The 22,116-nt window shown below is 38.8% G+C and carries 21 protein-coding genes and 1 pseudogene; 18 read left to right on the forward strand and 4 right to left on the reverse strand.

Features of this window, described 5'->3' with window-relative positions:
- Positions 1 to 49: 49 nt before the first annotated feature.
- The 14 genes and pseudogenes from polA to MKX69_RS05580 all read left to right on the forward strand — a co-directional run bounded on the left by polA (position 50) and on the right by MKX69_RS05580 (position 13,788).
- Positions 50 to 2,695, forward strand: coding sequence for a DNA polymerase I (polA, locus tag MKX69_RS05515; RefSeq protein ID WP_341009204.1), 2,646 nt, complete (start codon positions 50 to 52; stop codon positions 2,693 to 2,695).
- 44 nt (positions 2,696 to 2,739) lie between these two features.
- Positions 2,740 to 3,576: a DNA-formamidopyrimidine glycosylase gene (mutM, locus tag MKX69_RS05520; protein WP_002325743.1), complete on the forward strand. Its 837-nt coding sequence runs from the start codon at positions 2,740 to 2,742 to the stop codon at positions 3,574 to 3,576.
- Positions 3,540 to 4,169 carry a dephospho-CoA kinase gene (gene coaE / locus MKX69_RS05525; RefSeq protein WP_341009206.1) on the forward strand — a complete coding sequence of 210 codons (630 nt, stop codon included), beginning with the start codon at positions 3,540 to 3,542 and terminating at the stop codon, positions 4,167 to 4,169. Before mutM ends, coaE begins: the two co-directional genes overlap by 37 nt.
- 49 nt (positions 4,170 to 4,218) lie before the next feature.
- Positions 4,219 to 4,551, forward strand: a complete 333-nt coding sequence (locus MKX69_RS05530; RefSeq protein WP_002319136.1) for a hypothetical protein — start codon at positions 4,219 to 4,221, stop codon at positions 4,549 to 4,551.
- Between the two features lie 312 nt (positions 4,552 to 4,863).
- Entirely contained in the window at positions 4,864 to 5,367 is a 504-nt protein-coding gene (gene nrdR / locus MKX69_RS05535; protein WP_341009209.1) for a transcriptional regulator NrdR, read from the forward strand.
- Positions 5,368 to 5,389: 22 nt separating this feature from the next.
- Positions 5,390 to 6,763, forward strand: coding sequence for a replication initiation and membrane attachment family protein (locus MKX69_RS05540; protein ID WP_341009211.1), 1,374 nt, complete (start codon positions 5,390 to 5,392; stop codon positions 6,761 to 6,763).
- Entirely contained in the window at positions 6,763 to 7,689 is a 927-nt protein-coding gene (gene dnaI, locus MKX69_RS05545; RefSeq protein WP_002288331.1) for a primosomal protein DnaI, read from the forward strand. Before MKX69_RS05540 ends, dnaI begins: the two co-directional genes overlap by 1 nt.
- 128 nt (positions 7,690 to 7,817) lie before the next feature.
- Positions 7,818 to 8,258 carry a hypothetical protein gene (locus MKX69_RS05550; RefSeq protein ID WP_341009214.1) on the forward strand — a complete coding sequence of 147 codons (441 nt, stop codon included), beginning with the start codon at positions 7,818 to 7,820 and terminating at the stop codon, positions 8,256 to 8,258.
- Between the two features lie 143 nt (positions 8,259 to 8,401).
- Positions 8,402 to 9,103, forward strand: a complete 702-nt coding sequence (locus tag MKX69_RS05555) for a tRNA (adenine(22)-N(1))-methyltransferase (protein ID WP_341009216.1) — start codon at positions 8,402 to 8,404, stop codon at positions 9,101 to 9,103.
- Positions 9,100 to 10,221 (forward strand): Nif3-like dinuclear metal center hexameric protein, encoded by a 1,122-nt coding sequence (locus tag MKX69_RS05560; protein ID WP_002288338.1) that lies wholly within the window; start codon positions 9,100 to 9,102, stop codon positions 10,219 to 10,221. The genes MKX69_RS05555 and MKX69_RS05560 overlap by 4 nt, the downstream gene beginning before the upstream one ends.
- 14 nt (positions 10,222 to 10,235) lie before the next feature.
- Positions 10,236 to 11,468: a peptidase T gene (gene pepT, locus MKX69_RS05565; RefSeq protein ID WP_002288340.1), complete on the forward strand. Its 1,233-nt coding sequence runs from the start codon at positions 10,236 to 10,238 to the stop codon at positions 11,466 to 11,468.
- A gap of 134 nt (positions 11,469 to 11,602) precedes the next feature.
- Positions 11,603 to 12,424: pseudogene (locus tag MKX69_RS05570) on the forward strand (diacylglycerol/lipid kinase family protein); the annotation flags it as partial.
- A 34-nt stretch (positions 12,425 to 12,458) separates the two neighbouring features.
- Positions 12,459 to 12,731: a DUF1294 domain-containing protein gene (locus MKX69_RS05575; protein WP_002288344.1), complete on the forward strand. Its 273-nt coding sequence runs from the start codon at positions 12,459 to 12,461 to the stop codon at positions 12,729 to 12,731.
- Between the two features lie 10 nt (positions 12,732 to 12,741).
- Positions 12,742 to 13,788: a lysylphosphatidylglycerol synthase transmembrane domain-containing protein gene (locus MKX69_RS05580; protein WP_002288347.1), complete on the forward strand. Its 1,047-nt coding sequence runs from the start codon at positions 12,742 to 12,744 to the stop codon at positions 13,786 to 13,788.
- A 104-nt stretch (positions 13,789 to 13,892) separates the two neighbouring features.
- On the opposite strand, the gene MKX69_RS05585 is transcribed toward MKX69_RS05580, so the two are convergent.
- Positions 13,893 to 15,242, reverse strand: coding sequence for an MFS transporter (locus MKX69_RS05585; protein WP_341009221.1), 1,350 nt, complete (start codon positions 15,240 to 15,242; stop codon positions 13,893 to 13,895).
- A 130-nt stretch (positions 15,243 to 15,372) separates the two neighbouring features.
- Here MKX69_RS05585 and MKX69_RS05590 point away from each other — a divergent pair, with 130 nt between their 5' ends.
- From MKX69_RS05590 to clpB, 4 genes are all read left to right on the forward strand, one after another.
- A complete protein-coding gene (locus MKX69_RS05590) occupies positions 15,373 to 15,792 on the forward strand; it encodes a MarR family winged helix-turn-helix transcriptional regulator (protein WP_002319145.1) in 420 nt (139 codons plus the stop codon).
- Positions 15,793 to 15,805: 13 nt separating this feature from the next.
- Entirely contained in the window at positions 15,806 to 16,378 is a 573-nt protein-coding gene (locus MKX69_RS05595) for a YcdB/YcdC domain-containing protein (protein ID WP_341009223.1), read from the forward strand.
- Between the two features lie 15 nt (positions 16,379 to 16,393).
- Positions 16,394 to 16,609, forward strand: coding sequence for a hypothetical protein (locus MKX69_RS05600; protein ID WP_002319148.1), 216 nt, complete (start codon positions 16,394 to 16,396; stop codon positions 16,607 to 16,609).
- 313 nt (positions 16,610 to 16,922) lie between these two features.
- Positions 16,923 to 19,532 carry an ATP-dependent chaperone ClpB gene (clpB, locus tag MKX69_RS05605; RefSeq protein ID WP_002338769.1) on the forward strand — a complete coding sequence of 870 codons (2,610 nt, stop codon included), beginning with the start codon at positions 16,923 to 16,925 and terminating at the stop codon, positions 19,530 to 19,532.
- Between the two features lie 146 nt (positions 19,533 to 19,678).
- Here the strand turns inward: clpB and MKX69_RS05610 are convergent, their stop codons facing one another.
- The 3 genes from MKX69_RS05610 to MKX69_RS05620 are packed head-to-tail and all read right to left on the reverse strand — an operon-like array spanning position 19,679 to position 22,077.
- Entirely contained in the window at positions 19,679 to 20,365 is a 687-nt protein-coding gene (locus tag MKX69_RS05610) for a hypothetical protein (protein WP_002376436.1), read from the reverse strand.
- The gene (locus tag MKX69_RS05615; protein ID WP_002301556.1) at positions 20,343 to 20,837 is read right to left on the reverse strand and encodes a nucleoside 2-deoxyribosyltransferase; all 495 of its coding nucleotides are present in this window, start codon (positions 20,835 to 20,837) and stop codon (positions 20,343 to 20,345) included. Before MKX69_RS05615 ends, MKX69_RS05610 begins: the two co-directional genes overlap by 23 nt.
- A 19-nt stretch (positions 20,838 to 20,856) precedes the next feature.
- A complete protein-coding gene (locus tag MKX69_RS05620; RefSeq protein ID WP_002324028.1) occupies positions 20,857 to 22,077 on the reverse strand; it encodes a GNAT family N-acetyltransferase in 1,221 nt (406 codons plus the stop codon).
- Positions 22,078 to 22,116: the final 39 nt, after the last annotated feature.

A 22,116-nucleotide genomic window follows, 5' to 3' on the forward strand; every position in this document is an offset into this window, starting at 1 on the left:
GGATTCTTTGTTAGAATGAATAAGAACTTTACAGTAAGGAGTTAAGAAGATGACAAAAAATAAATTATTACTCGTTGATGGGAACAGTGTGGCTTTTCGCGCATTCTTTGCGCTTCACAATTCTCTTGAACGTTTCAAAAATAGAAACGGTCTTCATACAAATGCAATCTATGCATTCAATACGATGTTTGAAAATGTTATGCAAAAAGAGCAACCGACTCATGTTCTGGTTGCGTTCGATGCAGGAAAAACGACTTTTCGGACAGAAATGTATGCGGAGTACAAAGGTGGAAGATCCAAAACACCTGGCGAATTCAAAGAACAAATGCCATATATACGTGATTTGTTGACAGGACTAGGGGTACAGTATTACGAATTGCCCAATTATGAAGCAGATGATATTATCGGTACTTTGGCAGAAAAAGTAGACAAAGATCAATTTGATGTCGTCGTGCTTTCAGGTGATCGGGATTTGACTCAATTAGCTAGTAAAGAAGTAAAAGTGGATATCACTGTAAAAGGTGTCAGCGATATCGAAAGCTATACACCAGAACATGTAGCGGAAAAATATGATGGGTTGACGCCAAAACAGATTATTGACATGAAGGGACTAGCCGGAGATGCCTCTGACAATATCCCCGGTGTGACTAAAATCGGTGAAAAAACAGCTATCAAGCTATTGAAACAATATGGCTCAGTCGAAGGAATTTATGAACATATCGATGAAATGAAGCAAAGCAAAATGAAAGAAAATCTAATAAATGACAAAGAGCAGGCTTTCTTATCGAAAAAATTGGCGACCATCAATACTTCAGCGCCTGTGGATGTCTCTATCGACTCATTGAAGTATGAAGGGAAAAATCTCGATAAACTCGTTCCGTTTTATAAAGAAATGGATTTCAATCAGTTCCTTTCTAAATTGAATATCGTAGAAGAAGAAGTAAAAATGGATGATATTTTGTTTGAAGTCGTTCATGAATTCAAAGAGGAAATGTTTACTACGGATATGGCGTTGTACGTGGAAATGATGGGCGACAATTATCATACAGAGGAAATCGTCGGAGTAGCGTGGGGGACAGAAAAGAAAATTTATGTCACGAACGATCTATCTGTATTCGAAAACCGAGCGTTCCATTCTTGGATCACTGATCCGACTCGGCTGAAAAAAGTATATGATGCGAAACGAACTTATGTTGCTTTAAACCGCTATACTGGAAAAACGAAAGGAATCGATTTTGATGTCTTGCTAGGTGCATACCTTCTCGATACGAATGAAAAAAGCACAGATATCGAAGGAATAGCTGCTCATCACGGATACAACGATATCCAATCAGATGAAGCTGTATACGGCAAAGGGGCGAAAAAAGGTTTACCAGAAGAAGAGGAACTCTTTTTTGCTCATTTAGCGCGAAAAGTAGCTGCAATCAATGCGTTGACACCAAAATTGAGCCAAGAACTGGCAGATAAAAACCAAGAAGATCTTTTCCGGAAAATGGAACTGCCATTGTCTATCATTTTGGCAGAGATGGAAATAAGCGGGATCAAAGTAGATGCGACTCGCTTACAAGAAATGAAGGGCGAGTTCTCTGCTCGCTTAAGAGAGATCGAACAAAAAATCTACGAAGAAGCCGGCGAAGAATTCAATTTGAATTCACCAAAGCAATTAGGAGTGATCTTATTTGAAAAAATGGGATTACCCGTTATCAAAAAAACAAAAACTGGATATTCCACAGCTGTAGATGTACTGGAACAGCTTCGTGAACAAGCACCAATCGTAGAGGATATCCTCACCTATCGTCAAATTGCAAAAATTCAATCTACCTATGTCGAGGGACTGCTGAAAGTGATCCAATCAGATGGGAAAGTGCATACCCGTTATGTCCAGACATTGACCCAAACAGGACGATTAAGCTCTGTTGATCCTAATTTGCAGAACATCCCGATTCGATTAGATGAAGGGAGAAAGATACGTCAGGCATTTGTTCCTAGAGAAAAAGACTGGCTGATTTATTCTTCTGACTATTCACAAATCGAGTTACGCGTACTTGCGCATATCTCAAATGATGAACATTTGAAAGCTGCCTTCCTAGAAGGTCAAGATATCCATGCCAGCACAGCGATGCGTGTATTTGGAATCGAAAAGGCAGAGGATGTCACACCAAATATGCGTAGGCAGGCAAAAGCTGTGAATTTTGGTATCGTGTATGGCATCTCTGATTACGGACTTTCACAAAATCTAGGAATCAGCCGAAAAGCAGCACAGCAATACATCGATACGTACTTTGAAAAATACCCAGGTGTCAAAGAATATATGGAAAGAATCGTACGCGAAGCAAAAGACCAAGGCTACGTCGAAACGCTGTATCACCGCCGTCGATATCTGCCAGACATCAATTCAAGAAATTACAATATCCGTTCTTTTGCGGAACGAACAGCTATCAATACACCAATCCAAGGAAGTGCTGCTGATATTTTGAAAATCGCGATGATCGAATTGGATAAACGATTAAAAGAAGCAGGTCTTCAAGCTACGATGCTGTTACAAGTTCACGATGAACTTGTCTTCGAGGTACCGGAAAAAGAACTTGAATCATTAGATAAATTGGTGAAGGAAGTTATGGAACAAGCTGTTTCTCTTCATGTACCACTGATCACTGACAGCAGTTGGGGAAAAACGTGGTACGAAGCAAAATAAACATTGTTTAAGACAGAGCAATATAATGAAGGTGAAAAGAAAAAATGCCAGAATTACCAGAAGTAGAAACCGTTCGTAAAGGATTGGAACGGTTAGTAGTAGGAAAAACGATTCAAAAAGTTCAGGTCTTGTGGCCCAAGATCATCGAGCAACCAGAGACACCCATCTTTGAGGCTTCTCTTGTTGGCGAAACCATCCAATCCATTGGACGTAGAGGGAAGTTTTTAATTTTTCATCTCGATCATTATGAACTGATCTCACACTTGCGAATGGAAGGAAAATATCAATTTACGAAAGAAAATACACCAATCGATAAACATACGCATGTACTTTTCTTTTTTGAGGATGGAAGCCAACTTCGCTACAACGATGTACGAAAATTTGGTCGTATGACAATCGTCGAAAAAGGAGCAAGTGCAACTTACCGAGGAATCATGAAATTGGGACCTGAGCCTTTGCCAGATAGCTTCTTATTAGCAGATTTTGCAAATGGACTGAAAAAGTCCCACAAAGCAATCAAGCCATTGCTGCTAGACCAACGTCTAGTGACTGGTCTAGGTAATATTTATGTAGATGAAGCATTATGGGAAGCGAAGATCCATCCAGAACAACCGGCGAACACACTGCGCCCCAAAGAGGTAGAACAATTACGTCTATCGGTCATTGATGTTTTGGATCGTGCAATAGAAGCCGGAGGTACCACGATTCGCAGTTATTTGAATGCATTAGGAGAATCAGGCGGATTTCAAGTAGCACTGCATGTCTATCAGCAAACTGGCAAACCATGTATACGTTGTGGGACGCCGATCGTGAAAACAAAAGTGGCACAAAGGGGGACGCACTATTGTCCGAATTGTCAAAGGCTAAAAATCGCAAAGTAGGATTTGTTTTAGGTTTGACGGGTGGAATAGCTACCGGTAAAAGTACGGCAGCCAAAGTCTTTCAGTCTCATGGATTTCCTTTGATCGATGGCGATGTGATTGCCAGAGAAACTGTTGAGCCTGGAACACTTGCTCTGAGGAAAATTGTATCAGTGTTTGGCCAAGAGGTATTGCAGTCTGATGGGCAGCTAGATCGAGGGAAACTTGGGATGATTGTTTTTCCATCAAAGGAAAAACGGCAAAAACTTGATCAGCTATTAGATCCGTTTATCCGAAAAGCGATAAAAGATCAAATCGCCTCTCTAAGTTCCAATCATCCTTTAGTAATTGTAGATATCCCATTGCTCTACGAAGGTCATTATGACCACTATATGGATGCAGTAGCTGTCGTTTATACTACGCCAGAAACTCAGCTTCAGCGTTTGATGAAACGTAATCAACTGACGCTAAAACAAACGCAGCAGAGAATTAGTAGTCAGCTTCCAATCGAAGAAAAAAAGCAGCGTGCGGATATTTTGTTCGACAACAATGGAACAAAAGAAAAACTTGTGGGACAAATCGAAAATTGGCTTTTTGCTAATCGCTTTCTTTGAGTATCTGTGTCAATTTTGCTATCCTGAGTATAGAAAGTGAGGGATAGCGATGGGATCATTAAAAAATCAAAAGGATAAAGTCGTAGGTAACGCAAAAGAAAAAATCGGCGAGATACTCAATAAAGAAAATCTAATCGATGAAGGTCGTACGCAATCAGAAACAGCAGAAGAAAAAGAAAAGCAGTACCAAGCAAGAATCGATGAAATAGAAGACCAGCAGGCAGAAGAAGAAGCGAAGCGGCAAGATTTGACTCAAGAACGAAAAAATCCGACACCTGATCGTAGTAAAACACCGCTCCCAGAAAGTGACCACATTCCCGATGAGCAAAAAATCGAGGAACAGCGAATGAAACACTATACAGGAATCGAAGAGAAGTTATAAAATAGTAAAAAATCGAGATGTGACTTGAAGCAGATGAGAAGGTGTTCATCTGCTTCAAGTTTTTTGTGCTAGATGACTAAATCAGCTTTTGTGTAAGTTATTTCTCAGTAATCAAGGTGATCAGTATTGGAAAATTGAAATTTGGTAAGGACAGGGGACACAATTACGCATGAAAGTAGAAAAAATTGTTCTTATATCCGTGTTTTTTGGGTAGGACAGTCGCGTTTGTGATTTGTTTCGTGTTATAATACAACTAGTTGTAAAGAAAGACACACCCTTTATATAAAAATGCGATGCAAGAGGTGAGACAAAATGAGATGTCCCAGATGTCAACATAATAATTCACGAGTAATCGACAGCCGTCAAGCAGATGATGGACGTGCGATCCGTCGCCGTCGCGAATGTGAGAATTGTTCGTTCCGATTCACTACATTTGAACGAATTGAAGCTGCTCCGTTATTAGTAATCAAGAAAAACGGGGAACGCGAAGAGTTCAATCGCGATAAAATTTTAAGAGGACTCATCCGTTCAGCAGAAAAAAGACCTGTAGCTATGGAACAAATGGAACAAATCGTCAACCATGTCGAAAACCGCGTACGCAGTCTCGGAGAAAACGAAGTATCGACGAATCTAATTGGTGAATATGTGATGGAAGATTTAGTTGATTTAGACGAAATCGCTTATATTCGTTTTGCAAGTGTTTATCGCCAGTTCAAAGATATGTCTGTTTTCTTAAAAGAATTGCAAGATATCGTGGATAAAGCAAAAGACAATAATAAAGAGAACAATAAAGAAAACAATAAAGAAAACAATTAAGAAACAAAAAGGAGGCATTTCCTTGGAAAATGCTTGGAAAGAGCTTCAACCAAAAAATATTTACCAAGGAAGAAAAGCGGCTCCGCTGAGAGAAGACAGCAAGAACGCCTTGCTGTATCTTTATCAGCCACTAATCGGCGGAGAAGCCTTGAGTATCTATTTCACCCTGTTATCAGAAATCTCTCAAGAATGTGGCAAAGGTCCTGAAGGGATGCATGCAGATCTGCTTAGTAGTCTAGGCTGTGGTATCCCGCAATTTTATGATGCAAGAAAAAAGCTAGAAGGAATCGGCTTACTGGATGTTTATTTTAAAGAAGATAGTGATCTGGGACCTCGTTTTATTTATGAGCTGTTAGAACCACTCATTCCTAAAGCATTTTTCAAAGACTCTGTTCTGGCTTTTCTTCTTCTGGAAAAAGTTGGTGAACGACGATTCCAGAAGCTTACCAAATTGTTTGAACCTAAAAGGCATACAGCAGAGGGATATCAAAAAATCACAAAAAAATTTTTAGATGTTTATCGCTTCAATGAAGCAGTGTACGCTGCTAATCAAGAAAACATCGAATCACTGAATAAATCTTTTGAAGAATCTGAATCAGTAGCATTACTTGAAGCAGATTCGACATTCGATTGGCAGTTTTTGAATGATTGGCTGGCAAAAAAACATATTGCAAGTCTTGATGATCCAATCATCAAACAAGTCGACATGTATCATCAGCTTTACGGTTTCGATGAATTGACACTTGGCGAACTGATCAGTCAATCTTATGACTTTAGTGAACAAAAAGTATCTGAAAAAGAACTGCAAAAAGCCATTTTGGCAATGCAGAGACGTCCGGTGAAGCAAACAAAAGAAACAGTTGCGGTTTCTGAAAACAGTAATGAACCCTCGTCAAACGAACATTTCACAAACGCAGCGCTTCAGCTGATAAAAGAAGCACAGAGCATTCCACCGATGAAATATCTGGAAGCAATCAAGTCAGAAAAAGGCGGATATGTTTCTAAACAAGAAAACTGGTTACTGCAAGATCTTGTTTCTCAATCAGGTCTTTCCAGTAGCGTGATCAATGTTTTGCTGAATTATGTACTAGTGGTCAAGAATAATGCTAGCTTAAATGCCAGTTATGTAAATACAGTGGCAAATGAATGGGCACAAAAGAAAATCGCCACAGCAGAAGAAGCGATCCAGCACATTCGGCAAATAAGTAATCAAGCAAAACAATCAAAACAAAAGAAGCAAACAAATTATCAAACTGGCAAGCGAAATGTTCGACGGGAAAAGCTTCCTGATTGGGTCAACCAGCCAAAAGATGAAAAACAGATCAGCAGCGAGAAAAAAGCAGAGATTGACCGCCGTTTTAAAGAATACCTGGCAAAAAAGGAGGGTGACATCTAATGGAAGACGTAGGCAAAGAATTGAAGAGGATCATCAGCAAACGCAATTATCAAGAAAAGTATGCTGAAATGATCGCTGAAGTCTTAAATGATGCGGATGTTCAAGCTTTTCTAAGCGCACACCAAGAAGAATTGACACAAGCGGATATTGAAAAAAGTTACGCTAAATTGTATGAATTCGTGCAAGAAAAGCGTAAATATCAAAAAAACGATCCAACGATGATCGCTCCCGGCTATGAGCCGAAGCTGACGTTGAATTTTCATTATGTGGATGTCACTTATGTACCAACGGAAGCATTGTTAGCACGGCAAAGACAAGAAGAAATCAGAAGCCGAGTAAAAGCAATGGATATGCCAAAAGATATTCAATCGGCTTCTTTTGAAAACTTTGAACGTACAGATGGACGAGGATATGCGAGCTTAGAAGCCCTAGATTTTGTAGAGAAATATACTGCTGATCCAAAAGGGTATCATAAAGGACTGTATCTAGTAGGAAGTTTTGGTATTGGAAAAACATATTTATTAGGAGCAACAGCGAGAGAATTAGCGATTGCTGGATTCACCACGACGCTAGTCCATTTTCCGACATTTGCCGTTGAGATGAAACAGGCAATCGGAAAAGATCAAGTGGCAGAAAAGTTAGATGCAGTGAAACGTTCACCTATTTTGATGATCGATGATATTGGTGCAGATGCGATGAGTAGTTGGATACGAGACGAAGTATTCGGTGTTATCCTTCAATATCGGATGCAGGAACAGTTACCAACCTTCTTCTCATCGAATTTTACAATGGATGAATTGGAACAGCATTTGTCCGTCACTCAACGTGGAGATGAAGAGCCGCTAAAAGCGAAACGGATAATGGAACGCATACGTTATTTGACAAAAGAAATCGAAATGACTGGTCGCAACCGACGCAATGGTTGAACAGTTGACAAGTCCAACTGACATTTGACCTAGTAGTAAAAGCAGGTCAGCGAATCATTATATGGACAGAAATGACCGGAGACAATCACCGCAACAAGTAATGCAGAAACTTAAACGGAGGATTTTTTATGAGGGCTATTTTTTCTAGTATATCTGTAGTTGGTCTATTTTTTCTTTTAGCAGGCTGCGGTAGCGCAGATAGCAACGCAGGTTCTGTTGATTCGATTGATGCGGGTCAAACAGTAAAAACAAGCAGTACGAAAACGGAGGGACAAAGCATATTTGTCGGAACGATTGAAAGTATCACTCAAGTAGAAGCAGAAGAAGAAACGCTTCAGTTGAAACTCGTCGATGTCATGGCCAAAGAAGATCCAGCGAATATGGGAACGTCATTCAGCAATGACGGAGTGATCTTAAATGCTACTGCTGAAAAAATAAGCGTGGACATAAATGAATTAAAAATCGGTGACAAAGTCCAATTTACATTAGTTGAGATGCCGATCATGACGATGTCTATCCCACCGCAAGTTCCTGGAGATTCGATTATTGATGTTTCATTGAACAAATAACCAACAACATTTTTTCAAAAATAAGAAAATGTTGTTTTATAGAACGAAAAGGTATATTTTTTAAGGAGATATGGGAATTTTTTTATTCCTAGTCTCCTTATTTTATTTGGAAAATGCTATAATTATCTAGAAGGAGTGAAGCTATGAACCATTTAGATTTATCTCAGCGCTTAGCCGCAGTGGGTGACTTTGTCCCTGAATCCGCTCGTTTAGCAGACATTGGATCAGATCACGCTTACTTACCCGTTGAATTGATATTAAGAGGAAAAATCGAATATGCAGTTGCTGGCGAAGTCGTTCAAGGTCCTTATGAATCAGCACGTAAGCAAGTCAAAAAAGATGGATTAGAAGACCGTATCACCGTACGCCTTGCAAATGGTCTAGATGCTATCCAGCCACAAGATGGTATTACAGCTGTCACGATTGCGGGTATGGGAGGTTCACTGATCCGAGATATCCTAGAAGCTGGCAAGTTGAATCAACGCTTAAGCGGACAAGAACGTTTGATCCTTCAGCCAAACATCGGAGAGCGTACATTACGATCTTGGCTGCAAGAAAATCAGTATAAAATCCAATCAGAAAAAATACTTGAAGAAAATAAAAAAATATATGAAATCATTGTAGCCGAAAAAGAACAAAAACCAGTTACTTACAATGAAATGGAGCTGATGTTCGGGCCATTTCTGCTTGAAGAGAAAAGTGAGATCTTCAAATCAAAATGGTCAAGAGAGCTTCAACAAAGAAAAGCTATCCGTGAACAGCTCAAACAAGCAGCTAATCAAGAGGCACGTCAAAAACAAATCGAGCAGGAAATCGAAATGATTGAGGAGGTTTTAAAGACATGACAATCAGCGGACGCACCTTCATCCAAAAGTTTGAAAGCTATTGTCCTCAGTGGCTAGCTGAAGAAGGAGACCCAGTCGGACTGCATATCGGAACATTGGATAAGCCAATCCAACGAGTAATGATGACATTAGACGTTCGTCCAGAAGTGGTCGAAGAAGCAATCAAGAAAAAAATCGATTTGCTGATTGCTAAACATCCTCCAATTTTTCGTCCTGTAAAACGGCTGGTTACTGATCAGCCACAAGAAAAAATGTATGCAGATTTGTTGAAACATGATATTGCCGTCTATGCAGCACACACGAACATGGATATTATTTGGGATGGACTGAATGACTGGTTTTGTGAACTTCTCGGTATTGAAGTGGAGAGTTATTTAGTAAAGACTCATGAGATTCATTATAAAAAACTGGCCGTTTATGTACCTGTGGATCATGCACAGAAAATGCGTGAAGTATTAGCTGCAGCTGGTGCTGGTACACAAGGTGATTATACCGGTACAAGTTTTACCTCGATTGGACACGGTCGATTTACTCCGGAAGCTGGTGCACAACCAGCGATTGGGAAAGTAGGGAAGACAGAACAAGTTCAAGAGGCAAAAGTTGAGGTTATTTTGCCGGAAACTATCGAAAAACAAGTGATTCAAGCCATGCGGTCAGCTCATCCTTATGAGGAACCTGCTTATGATCTTTTCGCTATAGATGAACCAGTCGAAATGTTTGGGTTAGGACGAGTAGGTGAATTGCCGCAAGAAATTTCTATAGAGGCATTTGTAGAACAAGTAAAAGAAGCGTTCCAACTAGATGGACTTAGAATAGTCCAGCCAAAAAATGCAAAATCCTCTGTGAAGCGCATTGCGATTTGCGGTGGAAGCGGTGAAAAATTTTATCCGCAAGCAATCGCCCAAAGAGCAGATGTCTATATCACGGGAGATATCTATTATCATACGGCTCATGATATGCAAAGCGCTGGGTTGATCGCAATTGATCCCGGTCATTATATTGAATCGTTATGCAAGCAACGATTTATCGAGAAATTTGAATCTTGGAAACAAGAAGAAAATTGGGATATTAACTTTTTCGTTTCTGAAACAAATACAAACCCATTTCAATTTAATTAAAAGGAGAGAATACTATGTACGAAAATCTTTTGCCACGTTTTTTACGATATGTCAAAACAGAAACACGCTCCGATGCAACAAGCAAAACGACTCCATCGACTCAGACACAAGTTGCTTTTGCGCAAGAATTGAAAAAAGAATTAGAAGAGTTAGGCTTAGCTGATGTTTTCTATAATGAAGATAACGGATTCGTTATGGGAACATTACCAAGCAATGTTGATCATGAAGTGCGTTCCATTGGATTTATTTCCCACATGGATACAGCAGATTTTAATGCAGTAGGAGTCAATCCACAAATCATTGAAAACTATGATGGCGAGTCTACGATCGTACTAGATGCGGAAGAACGCTATACATTGAATACAAAAGATTTTCCAAATTTGAAAAATTATGAAGGCCACACATTGATCACAACAGATGGCAGTACATTACTGGGAGCAGATGACAAATCAGGGATTGCGGAAATCATGACTGCAATGGAGATCTTGATCAATAATCCTTCTATCCCTCACGGTACCATCAAAGTGGCTTTTGGTCCTGATGAAGAAATCGGTGTCGGAGCTGATAAATTCGATGTTGAGCAATTCGATGTAGATTTTGCTTATACAGTCGATGGTGGTCCTTTAGGTGAGTTGCAGTATGAAACGTTTAGTGCTGCTCAAGCAAATATTACGATCCAAGGGAAAAATGTACATCCAGGGACGGCAAAAGATACAATGATCAATGCTCTACAGTTAGCAATCGATTTTCATAATCAGCTTCCAGCCGATGAAGTTCCAGAAAAAACGGAAGGATACGAAGGTTTCTTCCATTTGATGGCATTGGATGGGAATCCTGAAGAAGCTTCTATGAGTTATATCATTCGCGATCATGATCGTGAAAAATTCGAAGCACGCAAAGCACAAATCACACATATCCAAGAAGAGTTGAATCAGCGATTTGATCAAGAACGAATCAAAGTAGATATGTATGATCAATATTACAACATGAAAGAAATCATTGAAAAAGATATGAGCATCGTGGAATTAGCGAAACAAGCAATGATCGAGCTTGGTATCTCTCCAGTGATCGAACCAGTTCGTGGAGGAACAGATGGTTCAAAAATCTCTTACATGGGTATTCCGACGCCAAATCTATTTGCCGGAGGAGAAAATATGCACGGACGATTCGAATTTGTTTCTTTACAAGTAATGGAAAAAGCAACAGACGTGATTGTAAAAATTGCAGAATTGAACACAAAGAGTTAAAATCGAAAAAGAACAGCTTATGACAAGGCGTTCGTCCCAATGATGGAATGTCATCTGTCTAAGGCTAAAGGGCAGGACAATGGAATTGGTTGTCCCGCCCTCTTTTTTGAAGAGTAAATAGGAGGTAAAGAATGGAAAAGCTGCCAGAATTATATGTAGAACTAGCTGAAACTGGCCCATCGATTGATGATGCGGAATTAGTCAAGAAAGCAGAAGCCATAGAAGCTGATACTTTAGTAATTATAGGTGGAGACGGCACGATTCATCATATCGTCCAAGCGTTCCAAAAAACATTATCTCAATACCATGTCGGATTACTTCCAGGTGGAACTGTCAACAACCTTGCACGTGTTCTTGAGATTCCCCTCAAAAAAGAAGAAGCTGCTGACGTGATCCTGGAAGGCAATGTACGGAAAATAGACTATGGTCAAGTCAATGATGAAGTCATTATCTCTACACTGACAATCGGAATCTTAGCAGATACAGCAGTTTGGATCAGTCAAGAAGAAAAACAGCGTTATGGCTCGTGGATTTTTATCAAGAAGTTTTTTAAGTTATTGCTGAAGAAGAAAAAGTATCATTTGGATTTAGAAACAGACGAGGAGCATTGGAAAGGAAAATCCCAACTGTTGACAGTCACGATGTCTAACTCCGTGGGCGGTTTTACAAATTTTGACGACTCAGCGACCCCGGATGATGGAAAATTCCATGTAACGATCGTACCTTCCTTAGATATTTTCCGATTTATTTTTTATTTGCCTAGAATCATGAGAGGCAAATTCTATACGATCCCCGGCATTACTTATTTCACAGCCAAACGCATGAAAATCCAAGCGCAGGAAAAATCTGTGGGCACTCGAACGGATGGAGACACGACAGATGATCTTCCAGTTGAATTATCTGTTGTATCAAAAGGATTAACAGTTTATTCACCAAAGAAAGAAGAAAAAGCTTAGAAATAGTAGTTAACAGAAAGTTGGAAGAAGAGTAATGGACGTATTGTTACACAATCCTTTGTGGTTTTACCTTTTCATTGTGAATTTTTACTTATTTTGTCTGATGGGGTATGATAAACATCAGGCTAGAACTAGCGGCTGGCGTGTTCCTGAGAATAATTTGATATTTGTCAGCCTGTTAGGCGGTGGTTTGGGAGGATTGATCTCTCGAAAAGTTTTCCATCATAAAACGCGGAAAAAGAAGTTTACTATAGGATTCGCTGCAGGTGTACTTGTTGATTTGATTCTCATTTATTTTTTCCATTAAGGAGCAGGAGATGTCGTCTAAAGGAACGAAAACTAAAATCATTCTGAATCTGCTTTTGCTGATTGTGATTTTTGCCATTATTTATTATTTAATCAATCAATCATTTGCAGATATCTTTGCCGAATTGCTGTCTACCAGTGTTGTTGTCTTGGCAGCCGCTGTTATATTAGGGACAGTTTACCAAATCGCTGAAGGGCGCTCAATCAAAGAAATTGCTGAACCTTTCGCGCCGAATTTTACAACGAAAGATGGGTTCTTGACCTCTAGCTATATTGCGTTTTACCGAATCGTTTCATTTGGTACAGGAACGCTGATCTCGGAGATTTATTTTTATAACAAAAAAGGAATGAAGCTATCCCAGGGAGCAGGGGTGACAGCACTCCATATGATTATGTACAAACTGGCAGTGATCACTTATGCATTAGCTGGCTTGGTCATCCAATTCTCGCTTTTTTATTCTAATGGTCCGTCAATGATCTGGTTTATCATCGCTGGTATCCTTTTGACGATCGTGATTGTTGCCTTTTTATTGGCGATGTCCGTCAGCTTGAATGTCCAAATATTTTTTGTCAGCTTATCGAATAAGTTATTTAAGAGTGAGCGTTTGCGAAAATGGGTGGATACATGCAATCAGCAGATCTACTCTTTAAGGGAAACGGTCCAAACCATTATCCAAGACAGGACTGCGCTATTGCGGATTTATCTATGGAATATGTTAAAACTTGTATTTTGGTATGTACTTCCCTATTTGATTCTGATTGAAAACCATCCTAAAATAGATTTTCTACTGACCATTTCGTTTATCAGCTTTGCAGTAGTGCTTTCAGGGGTTATTCCTACGCCTGCTGGTATTGGTTCCTTTGAATTTGTCTATTTGTTATTATTCAGACCAGTTGTTGGAACAGTTGACGCAGTTTCTTCGCTTTTACTGTATCGTTTCAGTTCCTTTATCTTGCCATTTCTCTATGGATTTGTGTATGTGATTGCTGAACGGCGAAGAGTAATCAAAGAAGAAATAATAGAAGTAAAAAAAGAGAATAAAGAAAATCAAGGGTAGGTCTTTTATAAGATCTACCCTTTTTTAATAAAAGAAAAACATTAGGAAGCTATGTCACTTGAACATGTAAAACATTTTTTCTTGAAGCAACTCTACCAATGAATTTATTCTTGACTGTCTTTTTTTAAAAGAACCATTAAGTTGCTTAATAGAACAACAAACAAAGCAGAAAAAAATACTCCCTGATAACCATCAATTGAAAAAGTACTTTTACCAAACAATTGGAATACGATACCAAAAAAAGTGATCATGAAGCTTTGACCTAGATTTCTGCAAAGGGTGATGAAACCAGATACCGTACTGATATTTTTTTCTGTAGCTAAAGCTTGTGCAGACAAGACACTTGTAGTAACCGTTGTGCCAGTACCAAATCCTGAAAAAGAGGCTAAGATAAGGAAAACGAAATAAGGAGTCATTTGCGGTAGAAATCCTAAAATAAGAAAAACTAAACCATTCACCCCCATACAAAAGGTTAATAAACGTTTCGTTCCAAAATGTTTTCCTAATGGCACAGCAATCATCGATCCAGTAATAAAAAAGATAGAGGAAGGTAAAAGCGCTAAACCACCAGGGCTAGGTGATAAAGAAAGTTGCGTCTGCATCCATAACGGAAGATATACCTGAAACCCCATCATTGCTCCATTCATGAGAAAAGTAACGAGGTTGAACAAAAGAAAGTCAGATGATCTCAATGTTTCGACAGGTAAGACTGGTTCCTTTACTTTGTTTTCATAGGAAAGCAAAATGAAAGAAACAAGGATGCCAAAAAGGAAGACGCCACCACCAAGTATAAAATGATCTGGTATTATCTGGATACCAACTAGTAAAAGAAATAAAACTGTAATCAGAAAGAGATATTGTCCCAGTTCTTGATAAGAAAAAGAGACAGACGGACGTTTTTCTTCATCATAGAATAAAAGTAAGATCAAAATCGTTATTAAGCCAACAGGAATGTTTATAAAAAACACCCAGTGCCAACTAAAATTTTCGACCAATAGCCCACCTAAAAGAGGAGCAGCTAACGAAGCAATCCCCCATGCTGAATTATTCAATCCCATTATTCTTCCACGAGATTCATAATCAAATAAATTACCAATCAGAGAGAAAGTAATGGGCACGATTCCTCCCGCACCTATTCCTTGAACCATCCTAAAAAATACCAGAATAAAAAATGATTGGGAAATACCGCAAAGAAAAGTACCTGTCATAAACAAGAGCAATCCAATTATAAAAATCGGTTTCTTTCCATACTGATCCGCCAGACGGCTGAATACAGGTGTTGACAATGCACTGGAAAATAAGTAACTAGAAAACAGTAAGGCAATCGGAATTTCACGACCAAAACTATTAGCAATAGCATTAGCAGCTGTGATGACGATCGTGGTTTCGACTGCAGTCATAAATGTAGCAAGATAGATTGCTATTAATATCCATCTTTTTTTTGTTTGACTCATCTTTTTTCCTCCTAAAAATCTTTTTGAGCATCCTACAAATTGACAAGTTCAATTATTTGTTTTAGAATATGCTTGCGCACGCAATTATATGCCTTGCGAGAATAGTTTGTCAACTAAAAGGAGGAGAAGAATGGAAAACAAAGGCGAAAGCAATTTGAAGTGGTTAGCCAAATTGACCCGAACTTATCAAAAAGAATTAGACCAAGCACTAGCTCCGCTCAAATTAAATTCAACGAATTATTACTTTATTGTGAAAATCCATGATTATCACCAATTGAAACAAGAAGAATTAATCAAATTGACCGGATTGGATGGAAGCAATGTCACCAGAACAATACAGAAGTTGACGAAGATGGGGTTAGTGACAAAAGAAAAAAGTACACAAGATCGAAGAAGTTTTCTTTTAGAATTAACAAAAAAAGGACAAGAACTTCACGCTCAAGTAGTAGAATCTGTAGAAAATGCTCAGAAGAAATTTCTATCAAAATTGACAGCTGATGAGCAAGGAACATTTGAGTATCTGTTAGGAAAATTGGCACAAGAAGAATAGAAGGGCGATCCTCATGAAAAACACATCAAACGTACTAAAGGGACTAGAAGAAATTCCCACTAATTATGAATTAGTCAATGAATTAATAGAACAAAGAAACAAAAAGAAAGTCATCATCATCCGTTATCAAAACCAAGGAATCTATCTTTATAATGGACCAAGAATCATTGAAGTCATGGAAGATAATCATTTAGTCAGTTTTAAGAATCTGTCCGAAACACCCGAAGGAAAATTGTTATCAATCGAACAGGCCAAATCTTTAGCTGAAAAGATATTTCATAAGCTCGTTCCAACTTATGCGAAAGGGTTGACATTTATGCGCATAGAACAGCAAAAACGTAGCTTTATGGACGAAAACAGCGTTGAACAAACATTTCCTGTTCAATGGATCAAATTTGCTCATCGAAATGGAAGCTACAACTGGGTCACACTAGGAGCCAAAGGAAAGCTCATTGAGATGGAAATCGACTCAAGATGGGATTATTTTCACGGACGCCGACAAACGGAAATGTGGGACAATGACGATTGGGCATTAGCTCGAGAAGGAAAAGGGCCTCAGCTTCCAAGTCCGAATGCATTAGCCTAACAAGGAGGGACAGAAATGAACACGAACGAACTATATGATGAATTTGATCTTGAACTTTTAGGAAATCTCAGAAATCGGCTGCAGAGACTAGAAGACACAGACTATATGACTGCCTACTATAAAGGATATAGTGCGAGTGGGATGACACTTGACGAAATAAAAGAAGAAATAGACGAATTGTCTCACGCAATTCGAGAATTAGAAGATCGTATGGAAGAAACACAGTGGTAAAAAAATAGTTATGAAAAGCAAATATTTAACATAAATAATCAATGAAAAAAGATCCAAACAGCTGAAATGTTATTCTTTTATTGAAAAAGAACGCTTGCCAAATAGATATAATGGATAAGATAATTTTACGTTTGTTTGGCCCTTTTTTATATACATACAATCAATTTTGTTTTTTTAAGATTTATATAAGACGAGAAAAAAAGTCAAAAAAATATGTGTATATTTTGACCAAAATTGACTAAAGCGATATAATAGTTTTTGTAAAGATCAAAGAAATAAGTGATCTTACCTTTAATTAGGAGGGTATACCTGTATGAATATTGAGAAAATGACTACGACGCTTCAAGAAGCGATTGCTGAAGCTCAACAGATTGCGGTCACTCGAAAACACCAAGATATCGACATTGCCCATGTATGGAAAATCTTTTTACAACCTAATCATTTTGGTCGAAATTTCTATACGGATGCCGGATTGGATGTCGAATCTTTTGAACATGAAATTGATCGTCTACTGGATGAGTATCCAGTTGTTTCTGGTGGAAACGTCCAATATGGACAAAACCTCAGCCAGAATTTCTTTCGATTATTGAATGAAGCAGACCAAATACGTGAAAGCTTCGGCGACGAGTTTCTTTCAACGGAAGTCGTTATTTTAGCGTTGATGAAATTAAAAAATTATCCGTTAACTGTTTATTTGAATAAAAACGGATTATCTGAAAAAGAATTACGTAAAAACATCGAAGAGATGAGAGGAGGAGAAAGAGTGACCTCACCAAACCAAGAAGAACAATACAAAGCATTAGAAAAATACGGCGTTGATTTAGTACAGCAAGTCAAAAGCGGAAAAATGGATCCAATCATCGGTCGTGATGAAGAAATCCGTGATGTCATCCGTATTCTTTCACGAAAAACAAAAAATAATCCTGTTCTGATAGGAGAACCCGGTGTAGGGAAAACGGCAATCGTTGAAGGGCTTGCTCAACGTATCGTACGCAAAGATGTGCCTGAAAATTTAAAAGATAAAACGATTTTTTCATTAGATATGGGTGCATTGATCGCTGGAGCAAAATTCCGTGGTGAATTTGAAGAAAGACTAAAAGCAGTCTTGAAAGAAGTCAAAAAAAGTGATGGACGTATCCTCTTGTTCATCGATGAAATCCACAATATCGTAGGGGCAGGAAAAACAGAAGGAAGTATGGATGCCGGAAATCTGTTGAAACCAATGCTTGCTCGCGGTGAATTACATTTGATCGGTGCCACAACTTTAGATGAGTACCGTCAATATATGGAAAAAGACAAAGCGTTGGAACGTCGCTTTCAAAAGGTATTAGTCAAAGAACCAACAGTGGAAGATACGATCAGTATTCTGCGTGGATTAAAAGAACGTTTTGAGATCCACCATGGTGTTAACATCCATGACAACGCATTAGTAGCAGCAGCTACTTTATCTGACCGTTATATTACTGATCGGTTCTTACCGGACAAAGCAATCGATTTGATCGATGAAGCCAGTGCAACGATTCGGGTAGAAATGAACTCTATGCCAACGGAATTAGATCAAGTTACTAGACGTTTGATGCAGTTGGAAATCGAAGAAGCTGCACTGAAAAAAGAATCAGATGATGCAAGTAAAAAACGCTTGAAAAATTTGCAAGAAGAATTAGCTGAACTTCGTGAAGAAGCAAATGCGATGAAGATGCAGTGGGAAACAGAAAAAGAAGAAGTCAATTCTGTTTCAGCAAAACGTGCTGAAATCGATAAAGCAAAACACGAATTAGAAGATGCAGAAAATAACTATGATTTAGAACGCGCTGCTGTATTGCGTCATGGTACGATACCTCAATTAGAAAAAGAATTGAAGGAATTAGAAGCTAAAGCAAAAGACAGCGAGATTAAGATGGTTCAAGAGTCCGTTACCGAAAATGAGATTGCTCAAGTCGTTGGCAGATTAACGGGTATCCCCGTAACGAAACTTGTAGAAGGTGAACGAGAAAAACTGATTAAATTGAATGAAACACTTCATAAACGAGTGATTGGTCAAGATGAAGCAGTTGATGCGGTCAGTGACGCGGTGATTCGTTCACGTGCTGGATTGCAAGACCCAAATCGTCCTCTAGGTTCTTTCCTTTTCCTAGGACCAACTGGTGTCGGAAAAACCGAATTAGCGAAAGCGTTAGCTGAGAACTTGTTTGACTCAGAAGATCATATGGTACGGATCGATATGAGTGAATATATGGAAAAACATGCTGTGTCTCGTCTAGTCGGAGCTCCTCCAGGCTATGTAGGTTACGAAGAAGGTGGTCAATTAACGGAAGCTGTCAGACGAAATCCTTATACAATCGTCTTGTTGGATGAAATCGAAAAAGCGCATCCCGATGTCTTCAATATCTTGTTACAAGTCCTAGATGACGGACGCTTGACTGATTCAAAAGGGCGAGTAGTAGATTTCAAAAATACGGTTCTGATCATGACCAGCAATATCGGTTCACAGTTACTGCTGGAAGGCGTGACTGCTGATGGAACGATTCCAGAAGCAGTGGCTGAACAAGTCAACACGCTATTACGTGGAAACTTCAAACCAGAATTCTTGAACCGAATCGACGACACGATTTTATTTACACCATTGAGCCTAGACAACGTGAAAGGTATCGTTGACAAAATGGTGGCACAATTGGCACAACGTCTGGAACATCAAGAAATCCTGTTGACGATCAGTGATGAAGCCAAAACGTGGATCGCTGAAAATGCTTATGAACCAGCATATGGTGCAAGACCACTGAAACGATTTATCACTAAGGAAGTAGAAACACCACTAGCTAAAGAAATCGTTGCAGGGCATGTTATGCCTAAATCAAAAGTAACGATTACTTTACTTGATGGACAACTTCATTTCAAAACAGAAGAACTAGAAGAAATCGTCTAATCTTCAAATTGAGACTATGAAAGAAAAAGGGGGTGTGACACAACTAGTGTCACACCCCCCTTTTCCGAATAAATTCCAGAAGTAGCTTCTTCGAAAAATAAGTCGAAATTCCTTGAAGCTGCCCGCTTCTGCCACAATCTCTTTTATTAAATATTTTTTACTTTTTCTAATTTATAACTTTCAAAATAACGCTCATCTTTATTACTTTGAGACCAAGCAAACAATCCCATCAAGGCAGCACCTATCGTATTTGTCAGCAAGTCGCCCATCGTATCCATCAATGCTGCTCGTCCGACAAACAGTGTGCCGTCAGAAGCAGCAAAGCGTTGAAGATTCATGCCTAAGAATTGGTCACATAAGAATTCCCAGAACTCCCAAAACACGCCGCAAAGTCCAGCAAACGCAAAGCCGAATAAGAGGAACAACCAAGGACTGGTTTTTGATATCTCAGCATCTTTCATCAAGTAACCAATCAATCCATAGCCAAGAGCTGTCAGGACCATTGGACTCACAGCGTGTAAAATTTTGTCCCAAAAAGAGATGATACTGATCAAATGCATCCCTGTGCCTAAAAAGACAGAGATGAACAAGAAAAACCAGTAAAACAAAACGATTGCTGCTGGTATTTTAAGTTTGAAAACTTTCAAAATGACTTGTGGCATGAAAATCAATGCAATCCCTAATAAAGATTCCACGATAAATGTGATTCCTTGAGAAGTCGAATATTTTTGTGTGATAAATTCATAAAAATTATAGCAGACAACGAATATGCCAAAAGCAAGTAAAGCTATTTGCACCTTTTTGATTTCTTTAATCACTGAAAGTCCCTCCATCTAAAAATCTTTTTACTTCTGAAAGCAACTCAGTTTCTGAAGAAACCACTTTTCCGTTCAATTTGATCAGACCTATTGTATATAAGTTCAGGTAGTGAAATTGATTTTCAGCTGTTTCTTGTAGTGCAGCGATTTTTTTCGGGTGGGTTCCGCCTTGCTGTCGAGTATCAGTATATAAGCCGATCACTGGGATGCCTTTCGCATAAGCCACACCGATTTCCGATGCTACCCCGGCATCGATCGTCAGCCCATCTAGTAAAGCAATCATTAAATCACTAGCCAACACTTTTTCTGTGTCAGCAAGAGCAATCATTCGACTGTCTGCATAAGCAGTTTTGTCATTGATTGCTTCATTTTCTTGAGGAAGATAGATCGAAAGCTCAGAAGAGAGCTCTCTGATTTCTTTAACTAACTGTTGGTTATATAACAAATCACTTTTAGCAAACATTGGTGCGGCAAAATAAATTTTCATCTAAACATCATCCTTCTTATCAAAAATAATCGCTAAAGTAAGCTTCCATGTTTGGAATGATACGCTCTAGTGACTTCAGTGTTTCTTCATCTGTTTCTAACCGTTCGATTCTTGCCAAATAAGAAGCACGTCGATAATTCATCATCAAGCAAGTCAATGTTTGGATATTCAATCGAACAGGGTTTCCTATAGGTTCATTCAAGACACGGACTTTTCCCTGTTCATCCCATGTTAAAGCAAAGACGCCATTATTCCAAGGAGCGACAGGATCTTCAATGATGAAATGAAAAGCATCAGCTGTTCCAACAAACGGAAACCGTTGAAGGAATTCTTTTACATCAACGATCCGAGCCATAAAATATGGTTCGATCTGCTCTTTGATCTGACTATCTTCAATCAAAAATGCTAAAGGCTCATTTTTATAAATATCTCCATGTACCCAGTAGATCATGGAAAAATGTGCGGAAATAAAGTTCCATAAGCCATTTCGAGCTTCTTGATCAAGATAGAACATTTCTTTTACGTGAAATATTTCTTCAGCTACCCAGTAGAATAGAACACCTCTTGGTTCATGGTTGCTATCGTAGTAGACAGCGGCTGTGCGCTCATCTTCATTTTCGAAACGCCAATACTCTTCCCAATGAAAATCACTGCGGAATAAAGCACCATGGTTTTGTTGGGCAAATTTGTCATAAACGGAAAATACGTCTGGATTATCAACTGGTAATCGCTCAACCATACCACTTACTGGGATTTGTTTAGGTAGCTGTGTATCTCTGATTTTAAAGGAAAGTTTATCAGACATGATTTCCCATCCTTTACGCCGATAGTAGGGGATACTGTAAGGATACAAATAAGAGATCCATTGCTTATTCTTGCGCATATTATCCAATGCAACGATAATTAGATCTTGCATCAATCCATGGTTAGCATATTCTGGATAAGTTCCAACTCCAGTCACACCACCCATTTTATAACGTGCACCGTGAATATTGACTTCACAAGGATAGATAGCGATTTGAGAGATCAGTTTATTTTCGTGGAACCATCCGAACACTTTCGATACTTCCAAAATCGGTTTTTTGGAACGGATAAAAGCTCGTTTATTCTCAAACCCGCTTTCCTCGATATCTGCTTCAGTCACTTGGAACACATAGGAAAGCAATTCATTGAATTGATCGATATGTTCTTGAGTGACCGGTTTTAATTCAAGATTTTCTCTAAAATCTTTTTGATCCATTTTTTCATCTCCATTTATTAGCTTGATAACAGTATAGCA

Origin of the sequence: Enterococcus sp. FSL R5-0957 (assembly GCF_038008005.1) — a bacterium.
Taxonomy (GTDB): Bacteria; Bacillota; Bacilli; order Lactobacillales; family Enterococcaceae; genus Enterococcus_B; species Enterococcus_B faecium.

What these genes read in the sequence shown, in the direction of transcription:
- polA (WP_341009204.1), top strand. Translation starts at nt 50, where the DNA reads ATGACAAAAAATAAATTATTACTCGTTGATGGGAACAGTGTGGCTTTT.
- mutM (WP_002325743.1), top strand. Translation starts at nt 2,740, where the DNA reads ATGCCAGAATTACCAGAAGTAGAAACCGTTCGTAAAGGATTGGAACGG.
- MKX69_RS05530 (WP_002319136.1), top strand. Translation starts at nt 4,219, where the DNA reads ATGGGATCATTAAAAAATCAAAAGGATAAAGTCGTAGGTAACGCAAAA.
- nrdR (WP_341009209.1), top strand. Translation starts at nt 4,864, where the DNA reads ATGAGATGTCCCAGATGTCAACATAATAATTCACGAGTAATCGACAGC.
- dnaI (WP_002288331.1), top strand. Translation starts at nt 6,763, where the DNA reads ATGGAAGACGTAGGCAAAGAATTGAAGAGGATCATCAGCAAACGCAAT.
- MKX69_RS05550 (WP_341009214.1), top strand. Translation starts at nt 7,818, where the DNA reads ATGAGGGCTATTTTTTCTAGTATATCTGTAGTTGGTCTATTTTTTCTT.
- MKX69_RS05555 (WP_341009216.1), top strand. Translation starts at nt 8,402, where the DNA reads ATGAACCATTTAGATTTATCTCAGCGCTTAGCCGCAGTGGGTGACTTT.
- MKX69_RS05560 (WP_002288338.1), top strand. Translation starts at nt 9,100, where the DNA reads ATGACAATCAGCGGACGCACCTTCATCCAAAAGTTTGAAAGCTATTGT.
- pepT (WP_002288340.1), top strand. Translation starts at nt 10,236, where the DNA reads ATGTACGAAAATCTTTTGCCACGTTTTTTACGATATGTCAAAACAGAA.
- MKX69_RS05575 (WP_002288344.1), top strand. Translation starts at nt 12,459, where the DNA reads ATGGACGTATTGTTACACAATCCTTTGTGGTTTTACCTTTTCATTGTG.
- MKX69_RS05580 (WP_002288347.1), top strand. Translation starts at nt 12,742, where the DNA reads ATGTCGTCTAAAGGAACGAAAACTAAAATCATTCTGAATCTGCTTTTG.
- MKX69_RS05585 (WP_341009221.1), bottom strand. Translation starts at nt 15,242, where the DNA reads ATGAGTCAAACAAAAAAAAGATGGATATTAATAGCAATCTATCTTGCT.
- MKX69_RS05590 (WP_002319145.1), top strand. Translation starts at nt 15,373, where the DNA reads ATGGAAAACAAAGGCGAAAGCAATTTGAAGTGGTTAGCCAAATTGACC.
- MKX69_RS05595 (WP_341009223.1), top strand. Translation starts at nt 15,806, where the DNA reads ATGAAAAACACATCAAACGTACTAAAGGGACTAGAAGAAATTCCCACT.
- MKX69_RS05600 (WP_002319148.1), top strand. Translation starts at nt 16,394, where the DNA reads ATGAACACGAACGAACTATATGATGAATTTGATCTTGAACTTTTAGGA.
- clpB (WP_002338769.1), top strand. Translation starts at nt 16,923, where the DNA reads ATGAATATTGAGAAAATGACTACGACGCTTCAAGAAGCGATTGCTGAA.
- MKX69_RS05610 (WP_002376436.1), bottom strand. Translation starts at nt 20,365, where the DNA reads ATGGAGGGACTTTCAGTGATTAAAGAAATCAAAAAGGTGCAAATAGCT.
- MKX69_RS05615 (WP_002301556.1), bottom strand. Translation starts at nt 20,837, where the DNA reads ATGAAAATTTATTTTGCCGCACCAATGTTTGCTAAAAGTGATTTGTTA.
- MKX69_RS05620 (WP_002324028.1), bottom strand. Translation starts at nt 22,077, where the DNA reads ATGGATCAAAAAGATTTTAGAGAAAATCTTGAATTAAAACCGGTCACT.